17 protein-coding genes, 1 tRNA gene and 1 rRNA gene are annotated in these 23,472 nt (G+C 62.0%); 13 read left to right on the top strand and 6 right to left on the bottom strand.

Annotation, left to right across the window (positions count from 1 at the left end):
• The first annotated feature begins 8 nt into the window (after positions 1 to 8).
• From BHU62_RS11545 to aceK, 6 genes are all read left to right on the top strand, one after another.
• Positions 9 to 84, top strand: a tRNA-Thr gene (locus tag BHU62_RS11545).
• 45 nt (positions 85 to 129) lie between these two features.
• Positions 130 to 245 (top strand): 5S ribosomal RNA (gene rrf / locus BHU62_RS11540).
• A gap of 200 nt (positions 246 to 445) precedes the next feature.
• Entirely contained in the window at positions 446 to 1,375 is a 930-nt protein-coding gene (gene metA, locus BHU62_RS11535; RefSeq protein ID WP_073532128.1) for a homoserine O-acetyltransferase MetA, read from the top strand.
• 374 nt (positions 1,376 to 1,749) lie between these two features.
• Positions 1,750 to 3,348, top strand: coding sequence for a malate synthase A (aceB, locus tag BHU62_RS11530; protein ID WP_073532127.1), 1,599 nt, complete (start codon positions 1,750 to 1,752; stop codon positions 3,346 to 3,348).
• 41 nt (positions 3,349 to 3,389) lie between these two features.
• Positions 3,390 to 4,697 (top strand): isocitrate lyase, encoded by a 1,308-nt coding sequence (aceA, locus tag BHU62_RS11525; RefSeq protein ID WP_004936630.1) that lies wholly within the window; start codon positions 3,390 to 3,392, stop codon positions 4,695 to 4,697.
• 69 nt (positions 4,698 to 4,766) lie between these two features.
• Complete coding sequence (gene aceK, locus BHU62_RS11520) at positions 4,767 to 6,521, top strand: bifunctional isocitrate dehydrogenase kinase/phosphatase (RefSeq protein ID WP_073532126.1); 1,755 nt, start codon at positions 4,767 to 4,769, stop codon at positions 6,519 to 6,521.
• Position 6,522: 1 nt separating this feature from the next.
• Here the strand turns inward: aceK and BHU62_RS11515 are convergent, their stop codons facing one another.
• From BHU62_RS11515 to iclR, 5 genes are all read right to left on the bottom strand, one after another.
• Positions 6,523 to 7,164 (bottom strand): bifunctional 4-hydroxy-2-oxoglutarate aldolase/2-dehydro-3-deoxy-phosphogluconate aldolase, encoded by a 642-nt coding sequence (locus tag BHU62_RS11515; protein ID WP_073532125.1) that lies wholly within the window; start codon positions 7,162 to 7,164, stop codon positions 6,523 to 6,525.
• Positions 7,165 to 7,218: 54 nt separating this feature from the next.
• Complete coding sequence (gene edd / locus BHU62_RS11510; protein ID WP_073532124.1) at positions 7,219 to 9,033, bottom strand: phosphogluconate dehydratase; 1,815 nt, start codon at positions 9,031 to 9,033, stop codon at positions 7,219 to 7,221.
• A gap of 98 nt (positions 9,034 to 9,131) precedes the next feature.
• Complete coding sequence (gene gntU / locus BHU62_RS11505; RefSeq protein ID WP_073532136.1) at positions 9,132 to 10,469, bottom strand: gluconate transporter; 1,338 nt, start codon at positions 10,467 to 10,469, stop codon at positions 9,132 to 9,134.
• On the bottom strand, positions 10,466 to 11,005 hold the full coding sequence (gntK, locus tag BHU62_RS11500; RefSeq protein WP_073532123.1) for a gluconokinase: 540 nt from the start codon (positions 11,003 to 11,005) through the stop codon (positions 10,466 to 10,468). The genes gntU and gntK overlap by 4 nt, the downstream gene beginning before the upstream one ends.
• Before the next feature lie 252 nt (positions 11,006 to 11,257).
• On the bottom strand, positions 11,258 to 12,088 hold the full coding sequence (gene iclR / locus BHU62_RS11495; RefSeq protein WP_004936648.1) for a glyoxylate bypass operon transcriptional repressor IclR: 831 nt from the start codon (positions 12,086 to 12,088) through the stop codon (positions 11,258 to 11,260).
• Positions 12,089 to 12,426: 338 nt separating this feature from the next.
• On the opposite strand from iclR, the gene metH reads away from it, so the two are divergent.
• Entirely contained in the window at positions 12,427 to 16,107 is a 3,681-nt protein-coding gene (gene metH / locus BHU62_RS11490) for a methionine synthase (protein WP_073532122.1), read from the top strand.
• 37 nt (positions 16,108 to 16,144) lie between these two features.
• Here metH and BHU62_RS11485 read toward each other — a convergent pair whose 3' ends face one another.
• On the bottom strand, positions 16,145 to 16,855 hold the full coding sequence (locus BHU62_RS11485; protein ID WP_073532121.1) for a UTRA domain-containing protein: 711 nt from the start codon (positions 16,853 to 16,855) through the stop codon (positions 16,145 to 16,147).
• A gap of 193 nt (positions 16,856 to 17,048) precedes the next feature.
• Between BHU62_RS11485 and BHU62_RS11480 the strand changes: the two genes are divergently transcribed.
• The 6 genes from BHU62_RS11480 to BHU62_RS11455 all read left to right on the top strand — a co-directional run bounded on the left by BHU62_RS11480 (position 17,049) and on the right by BHU62_RS11455 (position 23,463).
• Positions 17,049 to 18,110: an ABC transporter substrate-binding protein gene (locus BHU62_RS11480; RefSeq protein WP_004936660.1), complete on the top strand. Its 1,062-nt coding sequence runs from the start codon at positions 17,049 to 17,051 to the stop codon at positions 18,108 to 18,110.
• An 11-nt stretch (positions 18,111 to 18,121) separates the two neighbouring features.
• The gene (locus BHU62_RS11475; protein ID WP_073532120.1) at positions 18,122 to 18,931 is read left to right on the top strand and encodes an alkaline phosphatase family protein; all 810 of its coding nucleotides are present in this window, start codon (positions 18,122 to 18,124) and stop codon (positions 18,929 to 18,931) included.
• A complete protein-coding gene (locus BHU62_RS11470) occupies positions 18,928 to 19,773 on the top strand; it encodes an ABC transporter permease (RefSeq protein ID WP_033631955.1) in 846 nt (281 codons plus the stop codon). The genes BHU62_RS11475 and BHU62_RS11470 overlap by 4 nt, the downstream gene beginning before the upstream one ends.
• Before the next feature lie 17 nt (positions 19,774 to 19,790).
• A complete protein-coding gene (locus BHU62_RS11465; RefSeq protein WP_073532119.1) occupies positions 19,791 to 20,576 on the top strand; it encodes an ABC transporter permease in 786 nt (261 codons plus the stop codon).
• A 4-nt stretch (positions 20,577 to 20,580) separates the two neighbouring features.
• Positions 20,581 to 21,573: an ABC transporter ATP-binding protein gene (locus BHU62_RS11460; RefSeq protein WP_073532118.1), complete on the top strand. Its 993-nt coding sequence runs from the start codon at positions 20,581 to 20,583 to the stop codon at positions 21,571 to 21,573.
• Positions 21,574 to 21,813: 240 nt separating this feature from the next.
• Positions 21,814 to 23,463: a Na/Pi cotransporter family protein gene (locus BHU62_RS11455; protein ID WP_073532117.1), complete on the top strand. Its 1,650-nt coding sequence runs from the start codon at positions 21,814 to 21,816 to the stop codon at positions 23,461 to 23,463.
• Positions 23,464 to 23,472: the final 9 nt, after the last annotated feature.

The raw sequence follows: 23,472 nt of genomic DNA, 5'->3' as shown, positions 1-23,472 counted from the left end.
TTAAGCGTGCTGATATGGCTCAGTTGGTAGAGCGCACCCTTGGTAAGGGTGAGGTCCCCAGTTCGACTCTGGGTATCAGCACCACTTTATTTAAAGTGGGTTTAGAAGTTCGGCAGAAAAAAGAATTTGCTTGGCGGCAATAGCGCGGTGGTCCCACCTGACCCCATGCCGAACTCAGAAGTGAAACGCCGTAGCGCCGATGGTAGTGTGGGGTCTCCCCATGCGAGAGTAGGACACTGCCAAGCATCAATTAAGCCAAGAGGCCATCCGAAAGGATGGCCTTTTTGCTTTTCAGTCCCTTTACTCCCCCTCCTCATATCTTGGCGCAGAGCGCGCAATGAAACATTTTCACCTTTCCGCCGAATGCTCGACATCGACGGAAAAAAACGCTATCTTCGGGCATCTAGAAGTCTAAACGTATAAATGGATGTGTGAGGGTTAAGCAATGCCGATTCGTGTTCCTGATGAGTTACCTGCGGTCAATTTCTTGCGCGGTGAGAATGTCTTCGTGATGACATCCTCGCGGGCAAAAACACAGGAAATCAGGCCACTGAAAGTGCTGATCCTCAACCTGATGCCAAAGAAGATCGAAACGGAAAACCAGTTTTTGCGCCTGCTGTCCAACTCGCCGCTGCAGATTGATATCCAGCTGCTGCGTATCGATAGCCGCGAATCGAAGAACACGCCGGCCGAGCATCTGAATAACTTCTACTGCGACTTCGAGGATATCCAGAACGAGAACTTCGATGGTTTGATCGTTACCGGCGCGCCGTTGGGGCTGGTCGATTTCTGCGATGTTGCCTACTGGCCGCAGATCGAGCGCGTGATCGACTGGGCCAAGCACCACGTTACCTCCACGCTGTTCGTGTGCTGGGCGGTACAGGCGGCGTTGAATATTCTGTATGGCATTCCCAAGATGACGCGCGAGGTGAAGCTCTCCGGCGTTTATCCGCACCAAACGCTGCAGCAGCATGCGTTGCTGACGCGCGGTTTCGACGAAAGCTTCCTGGCGCCGCATTCACGCTATGCCGATTTCCCGACTGAGGTGATTCGCCAATATACCGATCTGGATATTCTGGCCGAATCCGAGCAGGCCGGCGCCTACCTGTTCGCCAGCAGGGATAAGCGCCTGGCGTTCGTTACCGGCCATCCGGAGTATGATGCCTTGACCCTGGCAGGGGAGTATTGTCGCGACAACGACGCAGGCCTCGATCCCGCCGTTCCGCTCAACTACTTCCCCGATGACAACCCCGCACTGACACCGAAAGCCACCTGGCGCAGCCACGGCCATTTGCTGTTCTCCAACTGGCTCAACTATTACGTCTACCAGATCACGCCGTACGATCTGCGCCATATGAACCCGACTCTCGACTGATCTTTTCTGCCTGGCGGCGGCTGAATCGAGGCCGCCGCGCTGTTGATCCTCTGTACGATCCTCTTTTCCCCCGTCATTCAGTCCTAAAATCCATTGTTCAACAAGGTGTTAGCGAGCCTTCATGAAGTTACTGGAAGCGATTTCCTTACCTGCTGTTGTTGTTATTTAATCTAACTAGTTGATAATAAAGTGTTAATAAAATATTTAATAATAAAATGGAAATGGTTTTTGATTTTTATTTTTTGTTGAGTATTCTTAGAGCTATCGGGATGAGATCTGACCAGTTTGGGATCGTTTCATCCGCCCTGATCCACAGTGATTTCTGATGAAAATGCGCCGGCCGCTCGGGCGCAACGATGGGAAGGAGCAAGGTCATGACGCAACAGATAGCAGGCACGGAGTTAAGGTTTACGCAGGGTTTCGCCGCAGCGGAGCGCCAGGTGTTGACGGATGAAGCGGTTGAATTCCTGGCGGAACTGGTGGGGAAATTCACGCCGCGGCGCAACGAGCTGCTGGCGGCGCGTGTCCGCTGGCAGCAAAATATCGATCGTGGCGAACTGCCTGGATTTATTTCGGAAACTGCTTCCATTCGTGAAGGCGACTGGCAGATCCGCGGTATTCCGCAAGATCTGCGCGACCGCCGGGTAGAGATCACCGGGCCGGTTGAGCGCAAGATGGTGATCAATGCGCTTAACGCCAACGTAAAAGTGTTCATGGCGGACTTCGAAGACTCGCTGGCGCCAAGCTGGGACAAAGTCATCGACGGCCAAATCAACCTGCACGACGCGGTTAACGGCACCATTTCCTACACCAATGAAGCCGGCAAAATCTACCAGCTGAAACCGAACCCGGCGGTATTGATCGCCCGTGTGCGCGGCCTGCATCTGCCGGAAAAACACGTGCTGTGGCGTGATGAAGCCATCCCCGGCGGCCTGTTCGATTTCGCACTGTACTTCTACCACAACTATCGCCAGCTGTTGGCCAAAGGCAGCGGCCCTTATTTCTACCTGCCGAAAACCCAGTCCTGGGAAGAAGCGGCCTGGTGGAGCGATGTCTTCAGCTTTACCGAGGATCGTTTCGATCTGCCGCGCGGCACCATCAAAGCAACAGTGCTGATCGAAACCCTGCCGGCGGTGTTCCAGATGGATGAGATCCTCTACCACCTGCGCGATCACATCGTCGGTCTGAACTGCGGCCGCTGGGATTACATCTTCAGCTACATCAAAACGCTGAAGAATCACGGCGATCGCGTGCTGCCGGATCGCCAGTCGGTGACCATGGAGAAACCCTTCCTCAGTGCCTATTCACGCCTGCTGATCAAAACCTGTCATAAGCGCGGCGCGTTCGCCATGGGCGGCATGGCGGCGTTTATCCCGAGCAAAGACGCCGAGAAAAATGACTGGGTGCTGAACAAAGTGCGGGCGGACAAAGAGCTGGAGGCCGGCAACGGCCACGACGGCACTTGGGTGGCGCACCCGGGGCTGGCGGACACGGTGATGGAGGTGTTCGGCAAAGCGCTGGGCGCTCGCCAAAACCAGCTGGAGGTGCTGCGTGAGCAGGACGCGCCGATCAGCGCCGCACAACTGCTGGAACCGTGCGATGGCGAACGCACCGAAGCGGGGATGCGCGCCAATATTCGCGTAGCGGTGCAGTACATCGAAGCCTGGATCTCCGGCAACGGCTGCGTGCCGATCTACGGTTTGATGGAGGATGCGGCGACGGCGGAGATCTCTCGTACGTCGATCTGGCAGTGGATCCACCACGAGAAGAGCCTGAACGACGGGCGCCCGGTCACCAAAGCGCTGTTCCGTCAGATGCTGCAAGAAGAGATGTTGGTGGTGCGTGAAGAAGTGGGGGAAGCGCGCTTTAACGCCGGCCGGTTCGAAGAGGCGGCGCGCCTGATGGAGCGCATCACCACACAAGATGAACTAATCGATTTCCTGACGCTGCCCGGCTATGCGCTGCTGGCCTGAATTTTCCCAATCAACCCTACACGACTGAAAGGATAAAAATTATGTCTACCTCTCGCTCTCAACAGATCCAGCAGCTGGAACAGGAATGGAAATCGGCCCGTTGGGAAGGCATCACCCGCCCTTACAGCGCGGAAGACGTGATCAACCTGCGCGGTTCGGTCAACCCGGAATGCACCCTGGCGCAAAACGGCGCCGCCAAACTGTGGGCGTTGCTGAACGGCAAGGCGCGCAAAGGCTATGTGAACTGCCTGGGCGCGCTGACCGGCGGCCAGGCGCTGCAGCAGGCCAAGGCCGGCGTCGAGGCTATCTACCTGTCCGGTTGGCAGGTGGCGGCGGACGCCAACAGTGCTGCGGCCATGTACCCTGACCAGTCGCTGTATCCGGTGGACTCGGTGCCGAAGGTTGTCGAGCGCATCAACAATACCTTCCGCCGCGCCGATCAGATCCAATGGGCTAACCAAATTGAGCCGGGCAGCAAAGGCTACACCGATTACTTCCTGCCGATCGTCGCCGATGCGGAAGCCGGCTTCGGCGGCGTGCTGAACGCCTTTGAGCTGATGAAAGCGATGATCACCGCTGGCGCCGCCGGGGTGCACTTCGAAGACCAACTGGCGGCGGTGAAGAAATGCGGCCATATGGGCGGCAAAGTGCTGGTACCGACGCAGGAAGCGATCCAGAAGCTGGTCGCCGCGCGCCTGGCTGCCGACGTGCTCGGCGTGCCGACGCTGGTGATCGCCCGCACTGACGCCGATGCAGCCGACCTGCTGACCTCCGATTGCGATCCGTATGACAGCGCCTTCGTCACCGGCGAGCGCACGGCGGAAGGCTTCTTCCGCACCCATGCCGGCGTCGAACAGGCGATTAGCCGCGGCCTGGCTTACGCCCCTTACGCCGATATGGTGTGGTGCGAAACCTCGACGCCGGATCTGGATGCCGCCCAGCGCTTCGCCGACGCCATCCACGCCAAATACCCAGGCAAGCTGCTGGCCTACAACTGCTCGCCGTCGTTCAACTGGAAGAAGAACCTCGACGACCAGACCATCGCTCGCTTCCAGCAGGCGCTGTCGGACATGGGCTACAAGTACCAGTTCATCACGCTGGCGGGTATCCACAGCATGTGGTTCAACATGTTCGACCTGGCGCACGCCTATGCGCAGGGCGAGGGCATGAAACACTACGTCGAGAAGGTGCAGCAGGCGGAGTTCGCCGCGGTGGATCGCGGTTACACCTTCGCTTCGCACCAGCAAGAGGTGGGCACCGGCTACTTCGACAAGGTCACCACCATCATTCAGGGTGGCGCCTCTTCGGTCACCGCGCTGACCGGTTCGACGGAAGAACAGCAGTTCTGATGCGGCAAGCTTGAAGACGTTTCACCCGGAGCCTGCATGTGCAGGCTCCTTTTTCTGGCGGGGGTAAGGATGGCGGCAAAACTGGAGTTGTTGATCGCACAGACGATCCTGCAGGGCTTCGATGCGCAGTACGGCCGCTTTCTGGAGGTGACCGCCGGCGCGCAGCAGCGCTTCGAGCAGGCGGACTGGCCGGCGGTGCAGCAGGCGATGAAAAAGCGCATCCATCTGTACGACCATCACGTTGGCCTGGTGGTGGAGCAGCTAAAATGCATCACCGGGCAGAAATACTTCGACGCCGACTTCCCCAGCCGGGTCAAAGCGGTCTATATCGACCTGCTGCCGGACTATCCGCGCTTCGAGATCGCCGAAAGCTTCTTTAATTCGGTTTATTGCCGGTTGTTCAAACATCGCGACCTGACGCCGGACAAACTGTTCGTGTTCAGTTCGCAGCCGGAGCGGCGCTTTCGCGACATTCCGCGTCCGCTGGCGCGCGATTTCACCCCCAACGGCGATCTGCCGGCGATGTTGCGCTCCGTGTTGAGCGATCTGCCGCTGCGGCTACCGTGGGAGGATTTGACGCGCGATATTCGCTACATCACTCAGGCGCTGCAACGCGCCTTCAACGCACAGCAGCTGGCGGGGGCGACCTTTCAGATCGCCAACGAACTGTTTTATCGCAACAAGGCCGCCTGGCTGGTCGGCAAACTGCGCCTGGCCGACGGTATTTACCCGTTCCTGTTGCCGATCCACCACAGCGATTCGGGTGCGCTGTTTATCGACGCCTGCCTGACCGGCAAGGCCGAGGCCAGTATCGTCTTCGGCTTCGCCCGCTCTTACTTCATGGTCTACGCGCCGCTGCCGGCGGCGATGGTGGAGTGGCTGCGCGAGATCCTGCCGGGCAAGACCACCGCCGAGCTGTACATGGCGATCGGCTGCCAAAAGCACGGCAAAACCGAATGCTATCGCGAATATCTGACCTTTATGGCGCACTCTCAGGAGCAGTTCATCATCGCACCGGGGGTGAAGGGCATGGTGATGCTGGTGTTCACCCTGCCGTCCTTCGATCGGGTATTCAAAGTGATCAAAGACGAATTCGCTCCGCAAAAAGAGGTGACGCAGGCGCAGGTGATGGCCTGCTATCAGCTGGTGAAGGAGCATGATCGCGTCGGGCGTATGGCGGATACCCAGGAGTACGAGAATTTCGTCGTCGACAAGGCGCGCCTCAGCCCGGCGCTGTTGGCAGAGCTACAGCGCGAAGTGCCGGGCAAGCTGGAAGATCTCGGCGACCGCATCGTGATCAAACACCTGTATATGGAACGGCGCATGACGCCGCTGAACCTGTATCTGGAGCAGGCCAACGACCAGCAGATGCGCGATGCGATCGAAGAGTACGGCAATGCTATCAAGCAGCTGGCCGCCGCCAATATCTTCCCCGGCGACATGCTGTTCAAGAACTTCGGCGTGACGCGCCACGGGCGGGTGGTGTTCTATGACTACGACGAGATTTGCTACATGACCGAGGTTAACTTCCGCGACGTCCCGCCGCCGCGCTACCCGGAGGACGAGCTGGCCAGCGAACCGTGGTACAGCATCGCGCCTAACGACGTGTTCCCGGAGGAGTTTCGCCACTTCCTGTGCGGCGATCGGCGCATCCGGCAGGTGTTTGAAGAGCTGCACAGCGATCTGTTTACGGCGGAGTACTGGCGCGGGTTGCAGCAGCGTATCCGTGAGGGGCACGTGGAAGACGTGTTCGCTTACCGCAAGAAACAGCGGTTCAGCCAGCGCAGCGGGGCGGCGCTGCCGGCCGCCACCGCTGCGATGTAAATCAGGCCTGGGCGCCCGCGACGGCGGCGCGTGCCAGTTCGGTGATGCGGGCGTAGTCGCCGTTTTCCAGCGCGTCCGCCGGCACCAGCCAGGAGCCGCCGATGCACAGCACGCTTTTAAGCGCCAGATAGCTGCGGTAGTTGTCCGGCGAGATGCCGCCGGTCGGGCAGAAGCGCACCTGCGGGAACGGGCCGCTGATCGCCTGCAGCGCTTTTACGCCGCCGTTGGCTTCCGCCGGGAAGAATTTAAATTCGCGCAGGCCGTAATCCATGCCCTGCATCAGTTCGGAAACGGTGCTGATACCCGGGATAAGCGGAATGGAACCGGCGGTGGCCGCCTTGAGCAGCGCGTCGGTCAGCCCTGGGCTGATGGCGAACTGCGCGCCGGCCTCGGTTACTTCCCGCAGCTGCTGCGGATTGATCACCGTACCGGCGCCGATGATCGCTTCCGGCACCTCTTGAGCGATGGCGCGAATGGCGTCCATGGCGCAGGCGGTGCGCAGCGTCACCTCCAGCACCCGCACGCCGCCGGCGACCAGCGCTTTCGCTAATGGCACCGCATGTTCCAGCTTGTTGATCACGATGACCGGCACCACCGGCCCCGCCGTCAGGATCTGTTCGGCGCTTGTTTCCCACTTGTTCATGATGACGTTCTCCTCTGTGGCCGCCGCCAGGCGGCGATGCGGCCAGGCTATCGATTAAAATTTGATGCAGCAGGCACCCTGTTCGGCACCGGACAGCTGGCTGCGCAGCGCACCGAACAGCTCGCGGCCGCAGCCGACATGTTCCGCGCTCAGATCGGGTTGGCATGGCGTGCGCTGGGCCAGTTCGTCGGCGTCGACCAGCACCTGTAGCTCGCCGCTGCAGCCGTTGACGCGGATCGGATCGCCGTCGCGCACTTTCGCCAGCAGGCCGCCGGTATAGGCTTCCGGGGTGACGTGGATGGCGGAAGGCACCTTGCCGGAGGCGCCGGACAGGCGGCCGTCGGTCACCAGCGCCACTTTGAAGCCGCGATCCATCAGCACGCCCAGCGGCGGCATCAGCTTGTGCAGCTCGGGCATGCCGTTGGCCTGCGGCCCCTGGAAGCGCACCACCACCACGCAATCGCGATCCAGCTTGCCGGCTTCGAACGCCGGCACGATGTCGTGCTGGCTGTCGAACACCACCGCCGGCGCTTCGATGATTTGGTTGTCGGCGGGCACCGCCGAGGTTTTCATCACCGCGCGGCCCAGGTTGCCGGCCATCACTTTGGTGCCGCCGTGATGTTCGAACGGCTGAGCTACGCTGGCGATCACGCTGGCGTCGAGCGAGCCGGCCACGCCTTCGCGCCACACCAGCTGGCCGTTATCCAGCCACGGTTCCTGGGTGTAGCGGCGTAGGCCGAAACCGGCCACGGTGTGCACGTCTTCGTGCAGCAGGCCGTGTTGCAGCAGCTCGCGCACCACCAGCGGCACGCCGCCGGCGGCCTGGAACTGGTTGATGTCGGCCGGGCCGTTCGGGTAAATGCGGCACAGCAGCGGTACCGCTTCCGACAGTTCGGAGAAGTCGTCCCAAGTGATGATGATGCCCGCTGCGCGCGCCATCGCCACCAGATGCATAGTCAGGTTGGTGGAGCCGCCGGTGGCCAGCAGCGAGACGATGCCGTTCACCACCACTTTTTCGTCCACCAGGCGGCCGATTGGCAGGTAGTTGCCGGCGCTGTCGGTCAGCCGCGTCACCTGGCGCGCGGCGGCGTCGTTCAGCGCGTCGCGCAGTGGCGTATCAGGATGCACGAAGGAGGCGCCCGGCAGATGCAGACCCATCACTTCCATCACCATCTGGTTGGTGTTGGCGGTGCCGTAAAAGGTACAGGTGCCGATGCCATGATAGGAGGCGGCCTCGGCTTCCAGCAACGCCAGTCGGTCGGCTTTGCCCTCGGCGTACAGCTGGCGCACGCGCACCTTTTCCTTGTTCGGTAAACCGCTGCTCATCGGGCCGGCCGGCACGAACAGCGCGGGCAGGTGGCCGAAGGAGAGGGCGGCCATCACCAGCCCCGGCACGATCTTGTCGCAGATGCCGAGGAACAGCGCGCCGTCGAACATGTTGTGCGACAGGCCGACGGCGGCCGACATGGCGATCACGTCACGGCTCATCAGCGACAGCTCCATGCCGTCCTGCCCCTGCGTCACGCCGTCGCACATCGCCGGCACGCCGCCGGCCACTTGGCCCACGGCGCCTACCGCCTTCAGCGCCTGCTTCAGCCGCTGCGGGTAGTGTTCGTACGGCTGGTGGGCCGACAGCATGTCGTTGTAGGCGGTGATGATGGCGATATCGCTGCGCACCATGTTTTTCAGCGACGTCTTGTCATCGGGCTGACAGGCGGCGAAGCCGTGGGCCAGGTTACCGCAGGCCAGCTGCGCGCGGTGGACGGTTTGGGAACGGGCCGCCTCGATGCGCGCCAGATAGGCGGCGCGGCTGGCCTGGGAACGGTGGATGATGCGCTGTGTGACACGGGACAAGGTTGGATTAATCATGCCTTCCTCACATTGCTGTTGTTATAGTCGCCGCCTGTGGCGGTGCCCCCGGTGATGATTTGCAGCCCTGGTGTGCAAGGCCGGGGGCGATTTGGGATTTAAAACATCGTGAATGCCATCATGCCGATGGCGCCGCCGACGCTGCCCAGAAGGGTTTCCATCACCGTCCAGGTTTTCAGCGTTTGCAGTTCGTTGGCGCCGGTGAATTTGCCGAACAGCCAGAAACCGGCGTCGTTGACGTGGCTCAGCACGATGGAGCCGCCGGCGATGCAGATAGCCAGCGCGGCCAGTTGCCCGCCGTTCAATCCGAGCTGGCTGGTGACCGGCAGCACCAGGCCGACGGTGGTCAGGCAGGCGACGGTGGCCGAGCCTTGAATCACCCGCACCATGGCGGAGAGCGCAAAGGCGGCCACGGCGATCGGCAGGCCTGCGCCGATCATCGCGTCACCCAGCGCCGGCCCAACGCCGGAATCCACCAGGATCTGTTTGAACACCCCACCGGCACCGGTCATCAGCAGGATGATCCCGGCCGGTTGCACCGCGGCGGAGCAGATGGCCAGCGTCTGTTCGTTGCTCATGCCGCGCGGTTTCGCCAGGCCATAAATCACGATCAGGCAGGCCAGCAGGATGGCGGTGAACGGGTGGCCGATAAACTCCAGCCACTGCTGCAGCTGCGAGCCGGGGGTGACCAGCCGCGCGCCGAGGGTCTTCATGCCGACCAGCACCAGCGGGCACAGCACCAGCGCCAGGCTGAAGCCGAACGACGGCAGATTGCCCTTGGTCAGCGTCGGCTCGCTCTCTTCCGGCGGCATTGGCCAGTTGACGAAGCGGCTGATAAAGCTGCCGTACAGTGGGCCGGCGATCAGCATGCCGATCACCGCCGCCACCAGGCCGATGGCGATCATCCAGCCGAAGTCGGCCTTCATCTGTGAAGCCAGCAGCATCGGCACCGGCCCCGGCAGCAGGAAGGAGGCGGCGGCGGCCACGCCGGCGAACAGCGGGATCGCCAGCTTGACGATATTGCCGTCGGTGCGGCGCGCCACGGCGAACACGATGCCGATCAGCAGCACCACCGCCACGTCGAAGAACAGCGGCAGTGCGCAGATCAGGCCGGCGATGCCGAGCGCGTAGTGCGCCTTGCTTTGTCCGAATCGTTTCAGCAATTGCGCCGCAATTTGATCGAGCGCGCCGACCTCATGCAGGATCTTGCCGAACATCGCCCCCAGCGCCACCACGATCGCCAGGAAGCCCAGCGTATCGCCCATGCCTTTCTGCATGGTGTCGGCGATGTGTTCCAGCGGCATGCCGGAGAAAATGCCGGCGGCGATGGACACCAGCATCAGCGCGACGAAGGCGTGCATGCGCGCCTTCATCACCAGGAATAACAGCAGTAAAACCGAGCCGACTGCGGTACCGACCAGCGTAACGGTACTCACGCGCACACGTCCTGCGGCAGGAAGCTCTGGATATGGCGCACGGTATCGGCGATCACCACGTCCAGCGGCTGGTTGATGTCGATCGCCATCACGTCGCTTTCGTCGGCGCCCGGTTGCTCCAGCGCGGCGAACTGGGTCACCAGCATCTGCGGTTTGAAGAAGTGGCCGTTACGCGCCGCCAGGCGGGACTCGATCACCGGGAACTCGCCGTGCAGATAGATGAACGACAGGTTGCCGTTACCGGCGCGCAGGCGGTCGCGATACTGCTTTTTCAGCGCCGAGCAGACGATGATCGACACGTTGTTGGTGCGTTGCATAGCAAAGGCGGCGTCATTGAGCGCGGCCAGCCACGGGGCGCGATCGTCATCATTCAACGCGTCGCCGGCGGCCATCTTCAGGATGTTGCTGCGCGGATGCAGAAAGTCGCCGTCGAGGAAGCCGGCGGAGAGTTGGCGGGCCGCGGCGGCGGCGACGGCGGACTTGCCGCTGCCGGAAACGCCCATAACGACGTAAATGCGATTTTGATTGTTGGTCATGGCATGGCTCCAAAACACCGGGTGACGTTACCTTCGTGCAGTTTGATTGTTACCGGTAACATGTTATCGGTAACATTGTCGAAGGAAGTTTGAGCGGTTGCAATGGGCTTTCGCCGTGAGGATCGTTAACTGTGATCGGCTTCAAGCTTTTTTCCTGTGTGCTAAACAGGATGCCGACAGCCTGTTACATGCTGACAACAGGGAAAGGATAAAGAGAGGGCGCGTGCTGCGGCGCCCCTCGGATGGGGTGGGTCAGCGCACGCCGCCGTAGGCGAGGCTGATCTCTTTCGCCGCGTGGATCACCAGCGCACCTAACTCGATCACGCGATCGTCGGTAATGCGCGACACCGGGCCGGAGATGGAAATGGCGGCGAAGGCTTCGCGGTGTTCGTCGAAGATGCAAGCCGCCACGCAGCGCAGGCCGAGCGCGTGCTCTTCGTCGTCAAAGGAAAAGCCCTGTTTGCGGATCTGCGCCAGCCCTTCTTTCAGGTTGTGCGGCGTCAGGGTGTGCGGCGTGTAGGTATGCATGCCTTTCTTGTGCAGCAGTTTGGTCACCTGATCGTCCGGCAGAGTGGCGAGGAACGCCTTGCCGGCGCCGGAGGCGTGCATCGGCAGTTTGCCGCCGATCGGCGCCGACATGCGCATCAGCGCCGTACACTGCACCTGATCGATGATGATCGCCTGGTACTCGCTGGTATCCAGCACCGCCAGGTTGACGGTTTCGCCGGACTCTTCCATCAGGCGGCGCAGCGTCGGATGCACCATCGCCAGCAGGTTGCGGCTTTGCAGGAAGCTGCTGCCGACCACAAAGGCGTGCGAGCCGATGGTCCATAGGCCGAGATCGCCGACCTGGCGCACGAATCCCTGTTGCTGCATGGTGGTGAGCAGGCGGTGAGTGGTGGAGTTCGGCAGGCCGGCCTGCTGGGCCAGATCGGTCAGCGCCACGTTGCCCTGGGCTTCCGAAATGTATTCCAACAGCTTCAGGCCACGGGTCAACGATTGTACCTGGCCGGTCGCCGCGCTGGCGGCCGGGGCTGCTGCGCGGGGCTTCTTGCCGCGTTTGGCGGGAGCAGGGGTGGCCATGATGGGGATTCCTCTTTCCGTATGATGGAATTCATTTTCGTTTTTTGTCGATGAATTGCAAGCCGTCGCCAGCTCATCGGATGTGTTGGCGCACAACCTGAAAAACTCTCAATTGTCGCCTGGCCCTTTGTCCTTACAAGCTGTGCTAGGATGACTCGTACCCGTCGTCTTTCAAGCCGCAGCGTTGTTGCCTGCACGTGTTCACCCCAGTCACTTACCTCGAGTAAGCTCCTGAGGATGAACACGCTGGGCGCCTAGCTGCAGCTTGAAATCCATAGGGTAAGCAACATGTGGGTGAAGGTGAAAGCGTGTGATTTGAAAGATAAAGGGGACCGTGGGTGACGAATCGAGTAGAACAACTGCGCCGCCAGTTAGCGCAGCGCATTTTGGTGTTGGACGGTGGCATGGGCACCATGATTCAGAGCTACCGTCTGGAAGAGCACGATTTCCGCGGTGAGCGTTTCGCCGACTGGCGCAGCGACCTGAAAGGCAATAACGATCTGCTGGTGCTGACCAAGCCGGAAGTGATCACTGCCATTCATTACGCCTATCTCGAGGCCGGCGCCGATATCCTTGAGACCAATACTTTCAACTCCACTACCATCGCCATGGCCGACTACCACATGGAGTCGCTGTCCGCCGAGATTAACTATCAGGCCGCCTGCCTGGCACGCGCCTGCGCCGACGAATGGACGGCGCGCACGCCGGAAAAGCCGCGCTACGTCGCCGGGGTATTGGGGCCGACCAACCGCACCGCGTCAATCTCGCCGAACGTCAACGATCCGGCGTTCCGCAACATCTCGTTCGACGAACTGGTGGCGGCTTACCGTGAATCGACCCGCGCGCTGGTGGAGGGCGGCGTCGATCTGATCATGATCGAAACCATCTTCGACACCCTGAACGCCAAAGCCGCCGCTTTTGCGGTGGAAACCGAATTCGAAGCGCTGGGGGTGGAGCTGCCGATCATGATTTCCGGCACCATCACCGACGCCTCCGGCCGCACCCTGTCCGGCCAAACCACCGAAGCGTTCTACAACTCGCTGCGCCACGTCAAGCCGCTGACCTTCGGCCTGAACTGCGCCCTGGGGCCGGACGAACTGCGTCAGTACGTCGCCGAACTGGCGCGTATCTCGGAGACCTACGTCACCGCGCACCCGAACGCCGGTTTGCCGAACGCCTTCGGCGAGTACGATCTGGATGCGGCCGAGATGGCGCGGCAGGTCGGGGAGTGGGCGCAGGCCGGCTTCCTCAACATTATCGGCGGTTGCTGCGGTACCACGCCGGCGCATATCGCCGCGATGGCCAACGCGGTTGAAGGCGTGCCGCCACGCCGGCTGCCGGAGATCCCGGTTGCCTGCCGCCTGGCCGGTCTGGAGCCGTTGACCATCGACGCCAACACGCTGTTCGTCAACGTCGGCGAGCGCACCAACGTCACCGGCTCGGCGCGATTCAAACGCCTGATCAAAGAAGAGAAATATAACGAGGCGCTCGACGTGGCGCGCCAGCAGGTCGAGAGCGGCGCGCAGATCATCGACATCAACATGGACGAGGGGATGCTCGATGCCGAAGCGGCGATGGTGCGCTTCCTCAACCTGATCGCCGGCGAGCCGGATATCGCCCGGGTGCCGATCATGATCGACTCCTCCAAGTGGTCTGTTATCGAGAAAGGCCTGAAGTGCATTCAGGGCAAGGGCATCGTCAACTCGATCTCGATGAAGGAGGGCGAAGAGGCCTTTATCCATCACGCCAAACTGGTGCGCCGCTATGGTGCCGCGGTGGTGGTGATGGCGTTCGACGAAGTGGGCCAGGCGGATACCCGCGAGCGCAAGTTCGAGATCTGCCGCCGAGCCTATGAAATTTTGACCGAGCGCGTCGGCTTCCCGCCGGAAGACATCATTTTCGACCCGAACATTTTCGCCGTCGCTACGGGTATCGAAGAGCACAATAACTACGCCGTCGACTTTATCGAAGCCTGTGCCGACATCAAAACCCACCTGCCGCACGCGATGATCTCCGGCGGCGTGTCCAACGTGTCGTTCTCGTTCCGCGGCAACGATCCGGTGCGTGAGGCGATCCACGCGGTGTTCCTGTACCACGCCATTCGCAACGGCATGGACATGGGCATCGTCAACGCCGGCCAATTGGCGATTTATGACGATTTAAGTGCCGAGCTGCGCGACGCGGTGGAGGACGTGATCCTCAATCGCCGCGAGGACGGCACCGAACGTCTGCTGGAACTGGCGGAAAAATATCGCGGCAGCAAAGATAATGACGTAGCGGTGCAGCAGGCCGAATGGCGCGGCTGGTCGGTGGAAAAACGGCTGGAATATTCGTTGGTTAAAGGCATCACCGAGTTTATCGAACTGGACACCGAAGAAGCGCGGCAGCAGGCCGAACGGCCGATCGAAGTGATCGAAGGGCCGCTGATGGCGGGGATGAACGTGGTCGGCGATCTGTTCGGCGAGGGCAAGATGTTCCTGCCGCAGGTGGTGAAATCTGCCCGCGTGATGAAGCAGGCGGTGGCCTACCTGGAGCCGTACATCGAGGCCAGCAAGCAGAAAGGCTCCACGGCGGGCAAAATCCTGCTGGCGACGGTGAAGGGCGACGTGCATGACATCGGCAAGAACATCGTCGGCGTGGTGCTGCAGTGCAACAACTATGAAATTGTTGATCTGGGCGTGATGGTGCCGACGGAGAAAATCCTGCGGACCGCGCGCGAGGAGAACGTGGACATCATCGGCCTGTCGGGGCTGATCACGCCATCGCTGGACGAGATGGTCAACGTGGCCAAAGAGATGGAGCGCCAGGGCTTTACGCTGCCGCTGCTGATCGGCGGTGCCACCACTTCCAAGGCGCATACCGCGGTGAAAATTGAACAGAACTACAGCGGCCCGACTACCTACGTGCAGAACGCTTCGCGCACCGTGGGCGTGGTGTCGGCGCTGTTGTCCGCCACCCAGCGCGACGAGTTTGTGGCGCGTACCCGCAAAGAGTATGAAACGGTGCGCATTCAGCACGCGCGCAAAAAGCCGCGTACGCCGCCGGTCGATTTGCCGAAGGCGCGCGCCAACGCCATGGCGCTGGACTGGGCCGGCTATCAGCCGCCGGCGCCGCGGCAGCTCGGCGTATTCCCGGTGGCGGCCGGCATCGAAACGCTGCGCCACTACATCGACTGGACGCCGTTCTTCATGACCTGGTCGCTGGCGGGCAAGTACCCGCGCATTCTGGAAGACGAGGTGGTGGGGGAAGAGGCCAAGCGCCTGTTCCACGACGCCAATCAGATGCTGGATCGGTTGGCCGCCGAGCGCAGCCTCAACCCGCGCGGCGTTTACGGTCTGTTCCCGGCCAACCGCGTCGGCGACGACGTGGAGGTGTACCGCGACGAACGGCGTGACGAGGTGCTGGCGGTGAGCCGCCATCTGCGCCAGCAAACGGAAAAAACCGACTTCCCGAACTACTGTCTGGCGGACTTCGTGGCGCCGAAAAGCAGCGGCAAGGCCGACTACTTCGGCGCCTTCGCGGTGACCGGCGGGCTGGAGGAGGACGCGCTGGCGGCGGCTTACGACGCGCAACACGACGATTACAATAAAATCATGGTCAAGGCGTTGGCGGATCGTTTGGCGGAGGCCTTCGCCGAATACCTGCACGAGCAGGTGCGCAAGCTGCACTGGGGCTATGCCGCCGACGAGAGCCTGAACAACGAGGAACTGATCCGCGAAAACTATCAGGGCATCCGGCCGGCGCCGGGCTACCCGGCCTGCCCGGAACACACCGAAAAAGCGACCATCTGGCAGCTGCTGGACGTCAACCGCCACACCGGCATGGAGCTGACGGAATCCTTCGCCATGTGGCCGGGGGCGGCGGTGTCCGGCTGGTACTTCAGCCATCCTGAGAGCAAATACTTCGCGGTGGCACAGATCCAGCGCGATCAGGTGGAAGACTACGCGGCGCGTAAAGGGATGAGCGTGAGCGAGGTCGAGCGTTGGCTGGCGCCTAACCTCGGCTACGACGCCGACTGATTTCCTCTTTAAGGGCGCAGCGATGCGCCCTTGTCATTTACAGCGCTTCCACGTCGATGTGCAGCGCGTCGTAACGCCAATACTCCAGGTCGCAATCGATCACCCGATCGTACTGATCGCGGTTCACCCGCGTAATGAACAGCGCCGGGCTGCCGTAGGTCACCTTCAGCATGGCAGCGGCCTGCTGCGGCAGCAGGGTAGGCAGCATGTCAAAACGCACCCGCCCGTAATGAATGCCGTAGCGTTCGGCGTACAGCGCGGTCAGCGATTGGGTCAGATCTTCGTCGAGAATGCCGGGGAAATAGGCCGGGTTGAGGTAGTGCTCGCAGTACAGCACCGCACGCCCGTCGATATAGCGCAGCCGGCGAATGCGATAGGCCTCGGCACCGGGGGGCAGCGCCAGGCGGCCGGCCAGCGGCGCGTCGAGCGTGACTACCGCGCTGTCGATCGCCTCGGTATGGGCGGCACGCCCCTGCTGCTGCGCCATGGCGTGAAAATGGCTGCGCTGCAGCGGGTTGTAGATAAGACGCGGGGGCGAGATGAACCAGCCGCGCCGCACCTGGCGGTAGATGACGCCCTGCGCCTCCAGCTGGCCAAGCGCCTCCTGCAAGGTAATGCGGGTGGTGGCGAACTGCTCGCTCAGGGCGCGTTCGGAGGGCAGCTTGCCGCCGACGGCGTACTCGCCTGCGGTGATGCGGGCGTTCAGCGTTTGGCAGATGGTGGCGACGGTCGTCGGTGCTTCACTCATACAGCGGGTGTCCCGTTTCAGTGCGTTTGGCCTCCCTTAAGGTAGACCAGCGTCGCGTTTTCGCCGTTGCAATCGGTGATAAAACTGTCGCTTTTTTAAGCTGACATATAATTATCACATTCGTCCGTTAGATTGGTTTGGTCCTTGCTGGACTAGTCCAGCCATCCCCACACTACCACCTGGAGCATCAGTTATGAAACGTTTGTGCGCTTCTGTGTTAACCAGTGCCATCGTGTTATCCAGCCAGATGAGCTGGGCCGCGGATACCGATCTGGCGGCGCTGGAGCAGGCCGCTAAAAAAGAAGGCGAAGTCAACAGCGTCGGCATGCCGGACAGCTGGGCCAACTGGAAAGGCACCTGGCAAGATCTGTTGAGCAAATACGGCCTGAAGCATGTCGATACCGACATGAGCTCCGCGCAGGAGATCGCCAAATTCGATGCGGAAAAGAACAACGCCACGGCGGACATCGGTGACGTCGGCGCAGCCTTCGGCCCAGTCGCGGTGCAGAAGGGCGTGACGCAGCCGTACAAACCGTCTACCTGGGATCAGGTGCCGGATTGGGCGAAAGACAAAGACGGCCACTGGGCGCTGGCTTACACCGGTACCATCGCCTTCATCATCAACAAACAGCAGGTGAAAGATATTCCGCACAGCTGGGCCGATCTGCTGAAGGGCAGCTATCAGGTCACCATCGGCGACGTCGGCACCGCGTCGCAGGCGGCCAGCGGCGTGCTGGCGGCGACCTACGCCATGGGCGGCAACGAGAAAAACCTCAAGCCGGGCCTGGAATTCTTCGGCAAGCTGGCCAAGGCCGGCCGCCTGAGCCTGAGTAACCCGGTGATCGCTTCGCTGGAGAAAGGGGAAGTGCAGGTTGGCGTGGTGTGGGACTTCAACGGCCTGAACTACCGCGACCAGATCGACAAAACCCGTTTTGAAGTGCTGATCCCGTCGGATGGCTCAATCACCTCCGGCTACACCACCATCATCAACAAATACGCCAAGCACCCGAACGCCGCCAAGCTGGCACGTGAATACATCTTCTCCGACGCCGGCCAGATCAACCTGGCGCGCGGCTATGCCCGCCCGATCCGCGCCGAGCATCTGACGCTGCCGGACGACGTCAAGGCCAAGCTGCTGCCGGCCGAGCAGTACAAAAACGCGCACCCGATCGCCGATCCGGCGGCCTGGGAACAGAGCGCCAAAGCGCTGCCGCGTCTGTGGCAGGAAAACGTCATTATGTTTATGCAGCAGTGAGTTAACGCGCCATGAAAACGATCCTCGTGCTGCTGGACGGCCTCAACTACCAGGTGGCGCACGACGCCATGGGTTATCTGCAGGCCGAATGCGCGGCGGGGCGCGGACGGTTGTACCTGCTGGAGAGCGAGCTGCCCTCGCTCTCCCGGCCGCTGTATGAATGCATCCTCACCGGCGTCACGCCGGTGGAGAGCGGCGTGGTGCACAACCACGTCTCGCGCCTTTCTCATCAACAAAGCGTGTTTCATTACGCGCGCGCCGCCGGGCTGACCACCGCCGCCGCCGCTTACCATTGGTTCAGCGAATTGTATAACCGCACGCCGTTCGACGCCGCGCGCGACCGCCATACCGACGCCTCCGAGCTGCCGATCCAGCACGGGCATTTCTATTACGACGACGGCTATCCCGACAGCCATCTGTTCGACGACGCCGAAAGCCTGCGCCTGCGCCATCAGCCGGACTTTCTGCTGATCCATCCGATGAACATCGACGACGCCGGGCACCGCTTCGGTCTCTCTTCGCCGCAGTACCGCAACGCGGCGCGCCGCGCCGACGGTTCGCTGTCGCGCTATCTGCCCGAGTGGCTGGCGGCCGGTTACCAGGTGCTGGTCACCGCCGACCACGGCATGAACGACGATCGCAGCCACGGCGGCGTATTGCCGGAAGAACGCCAGGTGCCGCTGTTCGTGTTCGGTGCGGGCTTCAGCCTGGACGACGCCGATCCGCAGCAAACCGAGCTGTGCGGCACGATCTGCGATCTGCTGCAGGCGCCGCACGACAAGCCGCGCTGCCGGGCGCTGCTGGCGCAGGATGCGCGATGAACAGCAAAACCAAATGGATCGCCGCGCTGTGCCTGCTGCCGTTTATCGTGCTGTTCGGCGCGTTTCAGATCGCCCCGCTGGTGTGGATCGCCGTCCACAGCTTTTTCAGCGAGACCGGCGGCTGGGGATGGGGCAACTACGTCGATATCCTCACGTCGCCGTTCTACCTGCAGGCGTTTCAGTTCTCGTTGGAGATCTCGCTGTGGTCGAGCGTCTACGGTTTGCTGATTGCATTAGTGGGCAGTTACTCACTGCGCCAGCTCGGCCAGACCCGATTTCATGACTTCGTGATGTCGTTCACCAACATGACCAGTAACTTCGCCGGGGTGCCGCTGGCGTTCGCCTTCGTCATTCTGCTGGGGCTGAACGGCTGCCTGACGCTGCTGCTGCGCAAATACGGTCTGATGGAGAGCTTCAACCTCTATTCGAAGAGCGGCCTGATCGTGCTGTATACCTACTTCCAGATCCCGCTGGGGGTGCTGTTGCTGTACCCGGCGTTCGACGCGCTGCGCGCCGACTGGCGTGAATCGGCGGCGCTGCTCGGCGCCGGCCCCTGGCGCTACTGGCGGCATATCGGCCTGCCGGTGCTGGCGCCGGCGCTGATGGGCACTTTCGTCATCCTGCTGGCCAACGCGCTGGGCGCCTACGCCACGGTGTATGCGCTGACCACCGGCAACTTCAACGTGATCCCGATCCGCATCTCGGCGCTGGTGGCGGGGGACATCTCCCTCGATCCGAACCTGGCCAGCGCGCTGGCGATGCTGCTGGTGGTGATGATGGCGTTTATCACGGTGATCCACCAATGGATGCTGCGCAGGAGCTACCTCAATGCGCGCTCATAATCGGATGGAGAATGCTCATGTCGCGTGCTGAACGCCTCTATCACCGCACGGTGACCGGCCTGCTGCTATTGATCCTGCTGCTGCCGCTGGCGGCGACGCTGATTTACGCGCTGGCCACCCAGTGGGGCGCCACCATTTTGCCGGACGGCTTTACCCTGAAGTGGCTGACGGCGCTGTGGAGCGATCCACGCTTTCTGCAGGCGCTGTGGCACTCGCTGCTGATCTGCTTTGGCACACTGCTGCTGTCGGTGGCGGTGATCCTGCCGGCGATGTTTGTGATCGCTTACTACTTTCCCAAGCTGGATGCGGTGATGAACGTGCTAATTTTGCTGCCGTTTGCCGTGCCGCCGGTGGTGTCGGCGGTGGGGCTGATGCAGCTGTTCGCCGCCGATCCGCTGCCGCTGCTCGGCACCCCCTGGATTTTGGTGGGCTGCTATTTCACCATCGCGCTGCCGTTTATCTACCGTGCCATCAGCAACAACATGCAGGCGATCAACCTGCGCGATCTGATGGACGCCGCGCACCTGTTGGGCGCCAGTACCTGGCAAGCGGCGCTGCTGGTGGTGCTGCCGAACCTGCGCAAGGGGGGAACGATCGCCGTGCTGTTGTCGTTTTCGTTCCTGATCGGCGAGTTCGTGTTCGCCAACCTGCTGGTGGGTAGCCGCTATGAAACGCTGCAGGTCTACCTGTTCAATATGCGCAACGGCAGCGGGCACTTTACCAGCGCGCTGGTTATTTCCTATTTCGCCGTGGTGCTGCTCGTCACCTGGCTGGCGAACCTGCTGAATAAAAACAAGGGTTAACCCGATGGCTTATCTCAACGTCACCCGCCTGAACAAACACTATGGCCAGACCCAGGTGTTTCAGGATATCGATTTCACCGCTGAAGAGGGGGAGTTCGTCACCCTGCTGGGGCCGAGCGGCTGTGGCAAATCGACGCTGCTGCGCTGCCTGGCCGGCCTGACCCCGGTCGACAGCGGGCACATTTTGCTGCAGGGCCAGGATCTGGTGCCGCTGGCCCCGCAAAAGCGCGGCATCGGCATGGTGTTCCAAAGCTATGCGCTGTTTCCCAACATGACGGTGGAAGGCAACGTGGCCTTCGGGCTGAAAATGCAAAAGCTGGCGGCCGGGCAGATCGGCCAACGGGTGCAGGAGGTGCTGGCGCTGGTGGAGCTGAGCGATCTGGCGAAGCGCTATCCGCATCAGCTGTCGGGCGGCCAGTGTCAGCGCGTGGCGCTGGCGCGATCGTTGGTCACTCGCCCGCGCCTGCTGTTGCTCGACGAACCGCTGTCGGCGCTGGATGCGCGCATCCGCAAACACCTGCGCGAGCAGATCCGGCGCATTCAGCGCGAGCTGAACCTGACGGCGATCTTCGTCACCCACGATCAGGAAGAGGCGCTGACCCTGTCGGATCGTATCGTGCTGATGAATAAGGGGCAGATCGTGCAGAGCGGCGATGCGGAAACCTTGTATACCCAGCCGGCGGACGCCTTCGCCGCCGGGTTTATCGGCAACTACAACCTGCTGAGCGCCGAGCAGGCTGGCCTGCTGACCGGGCGCCCCTATGCCGGCAAGGTGGCGATCCGGCCCGAGTCGATCGGCCTGCTGCCGGCCGGGCAGGGGATCGGCGGGGTGATCCTCGGCCACAGTTTGCTCGGGAATGTGGTACGGTATCGGATTCAGGTTCGCGGTGTAGAATTGCTGGTTGACGTGCTCAACCGTTCGGTAGCCGACCTGCGGCCCGACGGCGCGGAAATTGGGCTACACTTGGAACCTGTTGTATTGCGGGAAGTTGCATGACTTCGCAGCGCGGCGCCGGGGCCTTCTCGCCGCCGCATTAACCTTTCTCTTCTGCGGTCTGCCGCCCGCCCGCTGTCCTGCCAGACCCACGCCCGGCAGGTGGGATCGCGTGCTGTACCCGTCATCTTTTGGCCCGCCGGCTGCGGCTGGGGCGAATCGAACCGTCCCGCCCGCCTGCGCCGCCTGATAGAGATCGGGTATCAACCTCCTTTGGCCGGGCGTTAATGGAGCGTATCTTCCGTGCTGACCCTTCTTCACCTGCTTTCGTCCGTGGCGCTGTTGGTGTGGGGCACCCACATTGTGCGTACCGGGATCATGCGGGTTTACGGCGCCAATCTGCGGCGCGTATTGAGCGACAGCGTTGAGAAAAAACCGCTGGCGTTCGTGGCCGGCATCGGCGTGACCGCGCTGGTGCAAAGCAGCAACGCCACGGCGCTGCTGGTGACCTCTTTTGTCGCGCAGGGGCTGGTGGGGCTGGCGCCCGCGCTGGTGATCATGCTCGGCGCCGACGTCGGCACCGCCCTGATGGCGCGGGTGCTGACCTTCGATCTCTCCTGGCTGTCGCCGCTGCTGATCCTGGTCGGCGTATTCCTGTTCCTTAGCCGCAAACAGATGCGGATCGGCCAGATCGGGCGCGTCTTGATCGGCCTGGGATTGATCGTTCTGGCGCTGGAGCTGATCGTGGCCGCCGCCACGCCGATCACCCAGGCGGCCGGGGTAAAAGTGCTGTTCTCGTCGTTGACCGGCGACGTGATGCTGGACGCCTTGACCGGCGCGCTGTTCGCCATCGTCAGCTACTCCAGCCTGGCGGCGGTGCTGCTGACCGCCACCCTGACCGCCTCCGGCGTGATCTCGCTGAAAGTGGCGCTCTGCCTGGTGATCGGTGCCAACCTCGGCAGCGGCCTGTTGGCGATGATCAACGCCAGCGGCCAGAACGCCGCAGGGCGGCGCGTGGCGCTCGGCAGCCTGCTGTTCAAACTGGTGGGCTGCGTGCTGGTGCTGCCGTTTGTCTCTCATCTGGCGGACGTGATGGCGCAGTTGCCGGGCGGCAGTGAAGAGCTGGTGATCTACTTCCACGTGTTCTACAACCTGATCCGCTGCCTGGTGATGATCCCGTTGGCCGGGCCGATGGCGGCCCTGTGTGAACGGTTGATCGTCGATGTGGTGGCCGACGATCCGCGCATGCGGCCGCGCCATCTGGATGCCAGCGCGCTGGACACGCCGACGCTGGCGTTGGCTAACGCGGCGCGTGAAACGCTGCGCATGGGCGACGTGGTGGAACACATGATGATCCTGCAGCGCGAAGTGCTGCACGGTAAACAAGGGCTGGATAAAGAGGTGCGGCGCCTGGACGATGACGTCGATGTACTGTACACCGCCATCAAGCTGTACTTGGCGCAGATCCAGAAGGAAGACTTGGGCGAGGAGGACTCGCGCCGTTGGGCGGAGATCATCGAAATGGCGCTCAACCTGGAACAGGCGGGCGACATCATCGAGCGCATGGCCGGTGACGTGGGCGCCAAATCGCACGCCGCGCGCCGCGCGTTCTCGGCGGAAGGGCTGGCGGAGCTGGACGGGCTGCACGAGCGGCTGATCGGCAATCTGCGGCTGGGACTGTCGGTGTTCCTGTCCGGCGACGTGACCAGCGCCAAACGCCTGCGCCGTTCCAAGCATCGCTTCCGCATCCTGGATCGCCGTTACGCACACGCGCACGTCGATCGCCTGCACCAGCAAAACGTGCAGAGCATCGAGACCAGTTCGCTGCATCTGGGGCTGTTGGGGGATATGAAGCGCCTGAACTCGCTGTTTTGCGCCGTGGCTTACAACGTATTGGATCAGGATGCGAAGGACGACGATCGCGACTGGGAAGATACCCCGAGCACGCTGTAAAAAAAGCGC

It is taken from the genome of Serratia marcescens, from assembly GCF_001902635.1.
Taxonomy (GTDB): domain Bacteria; phylum Pseudomonadota; class Gammaproteobacteria; order Enterobacterales; family Enterobacteriaceae; genus Serratia; species Serratia marcescens_F.
This window is presented reverse-complemented; position numbering and strand designations above follow the sequence as displayed.

Excerpts from the sequence above, each read along its gene's own strand:
- edd (WP_073532124.1), bottom strand. The coding sequence starts at position 9,033 with ATGATTAATCCAACCTTGTCCCGTGTCACACAGCGCATCATCCACCGT.
- BHU62_RS11460 (WP_073532118.1), top strand. The coding sequence starts at position 20,581 with ATGGCTTATCTCAACGTCACCCGCCTGAACAAACACTATGGCCAGACC.
- metA (WP_073532128.1), top strand. The coding sequence starts at position 446 with ATGCCGATTCGTGTTCCTGATGAGTTACCTGCGGTCAATTTCTTGCGC.
- BHU62_RS11485 (WP_073532121.1), bottom strand. The coding sequence starts at position 16,855 with ATGAGTGAAGCACCGACGACCGTCGCCACCATCTGCCAAACGCTGAAC.
- BHU62_RS11470 (WP_033631955.1), top strand. The coding sequence starts at position 18,928 with ATGAACAGCAAAACCAAATGGATCGCCGCGCTGTGCCTGCTGCCGTTT.
- BHU62_RS11480 (WP_004936660.1), top strand. The coding sequence starts at position 17,049 with ATGAAACGTTTGTGCGCTTCTGTGTTAACCAGTGCCATCGTGTTATCC.
- BHU62_RS11475 (WP_073532120.1), top strand. The coding sequence starts at position 18,122 with ATGAAAACGATCCTCGTGCTGCTGGACGGCCTCAACTACCAGGTGGCG.
- BHU62_RS11515 (WP_073532125.1), bottom strand. The coding sequence starts at position 7,164 with ATGAACAAGTGGGAAACAAGCGCCGAACAGATCCTGACGGCGGGGCCG.
- iclR (WP_004936648.1), bottom strand. The coding sequence starts at position 12,088 with ATGGCCACCCCTGCTCCCGCCAAACGCGGCAAGAAGCCCCGCGCAGCA.
- aceA (WP_004936630.1), top strand. The coding sequence starts at position 3,390 with ATGTCTACCTCTCGCTCTCAACAGATCCAGCAGCTGGAACAGGAATGG.
- gntK (WP_073532123.1), bottom strand. The coding sequence starts at position 11,005 with ATGACCAACAATCAAAATCGCATTTACGTCGTTATGGGCGTTTCCGGC.
- aceK (WP_073532126.1), top strand. The coding sequence starts at position 4,767 with ATGGCGGCAAAACTGGAGTTGTTGATCGCACAGACGATCCTGCAGGGC.
- BHU62_RS11465 (WP_073532119.1), top strand. The coding sequence starts at position 19,791 with ATGTCGCGTGCTGAACGCCTCTATCACCGCACGGTGACCGGCCTGCTG.
- aceB (WP_073532127.1), top strand. The coding sequence starts at position 1,750 with ATGACGCAACAGATAGCAGGCACGGAGTTAAGGTTTACGCAGGGTTTC.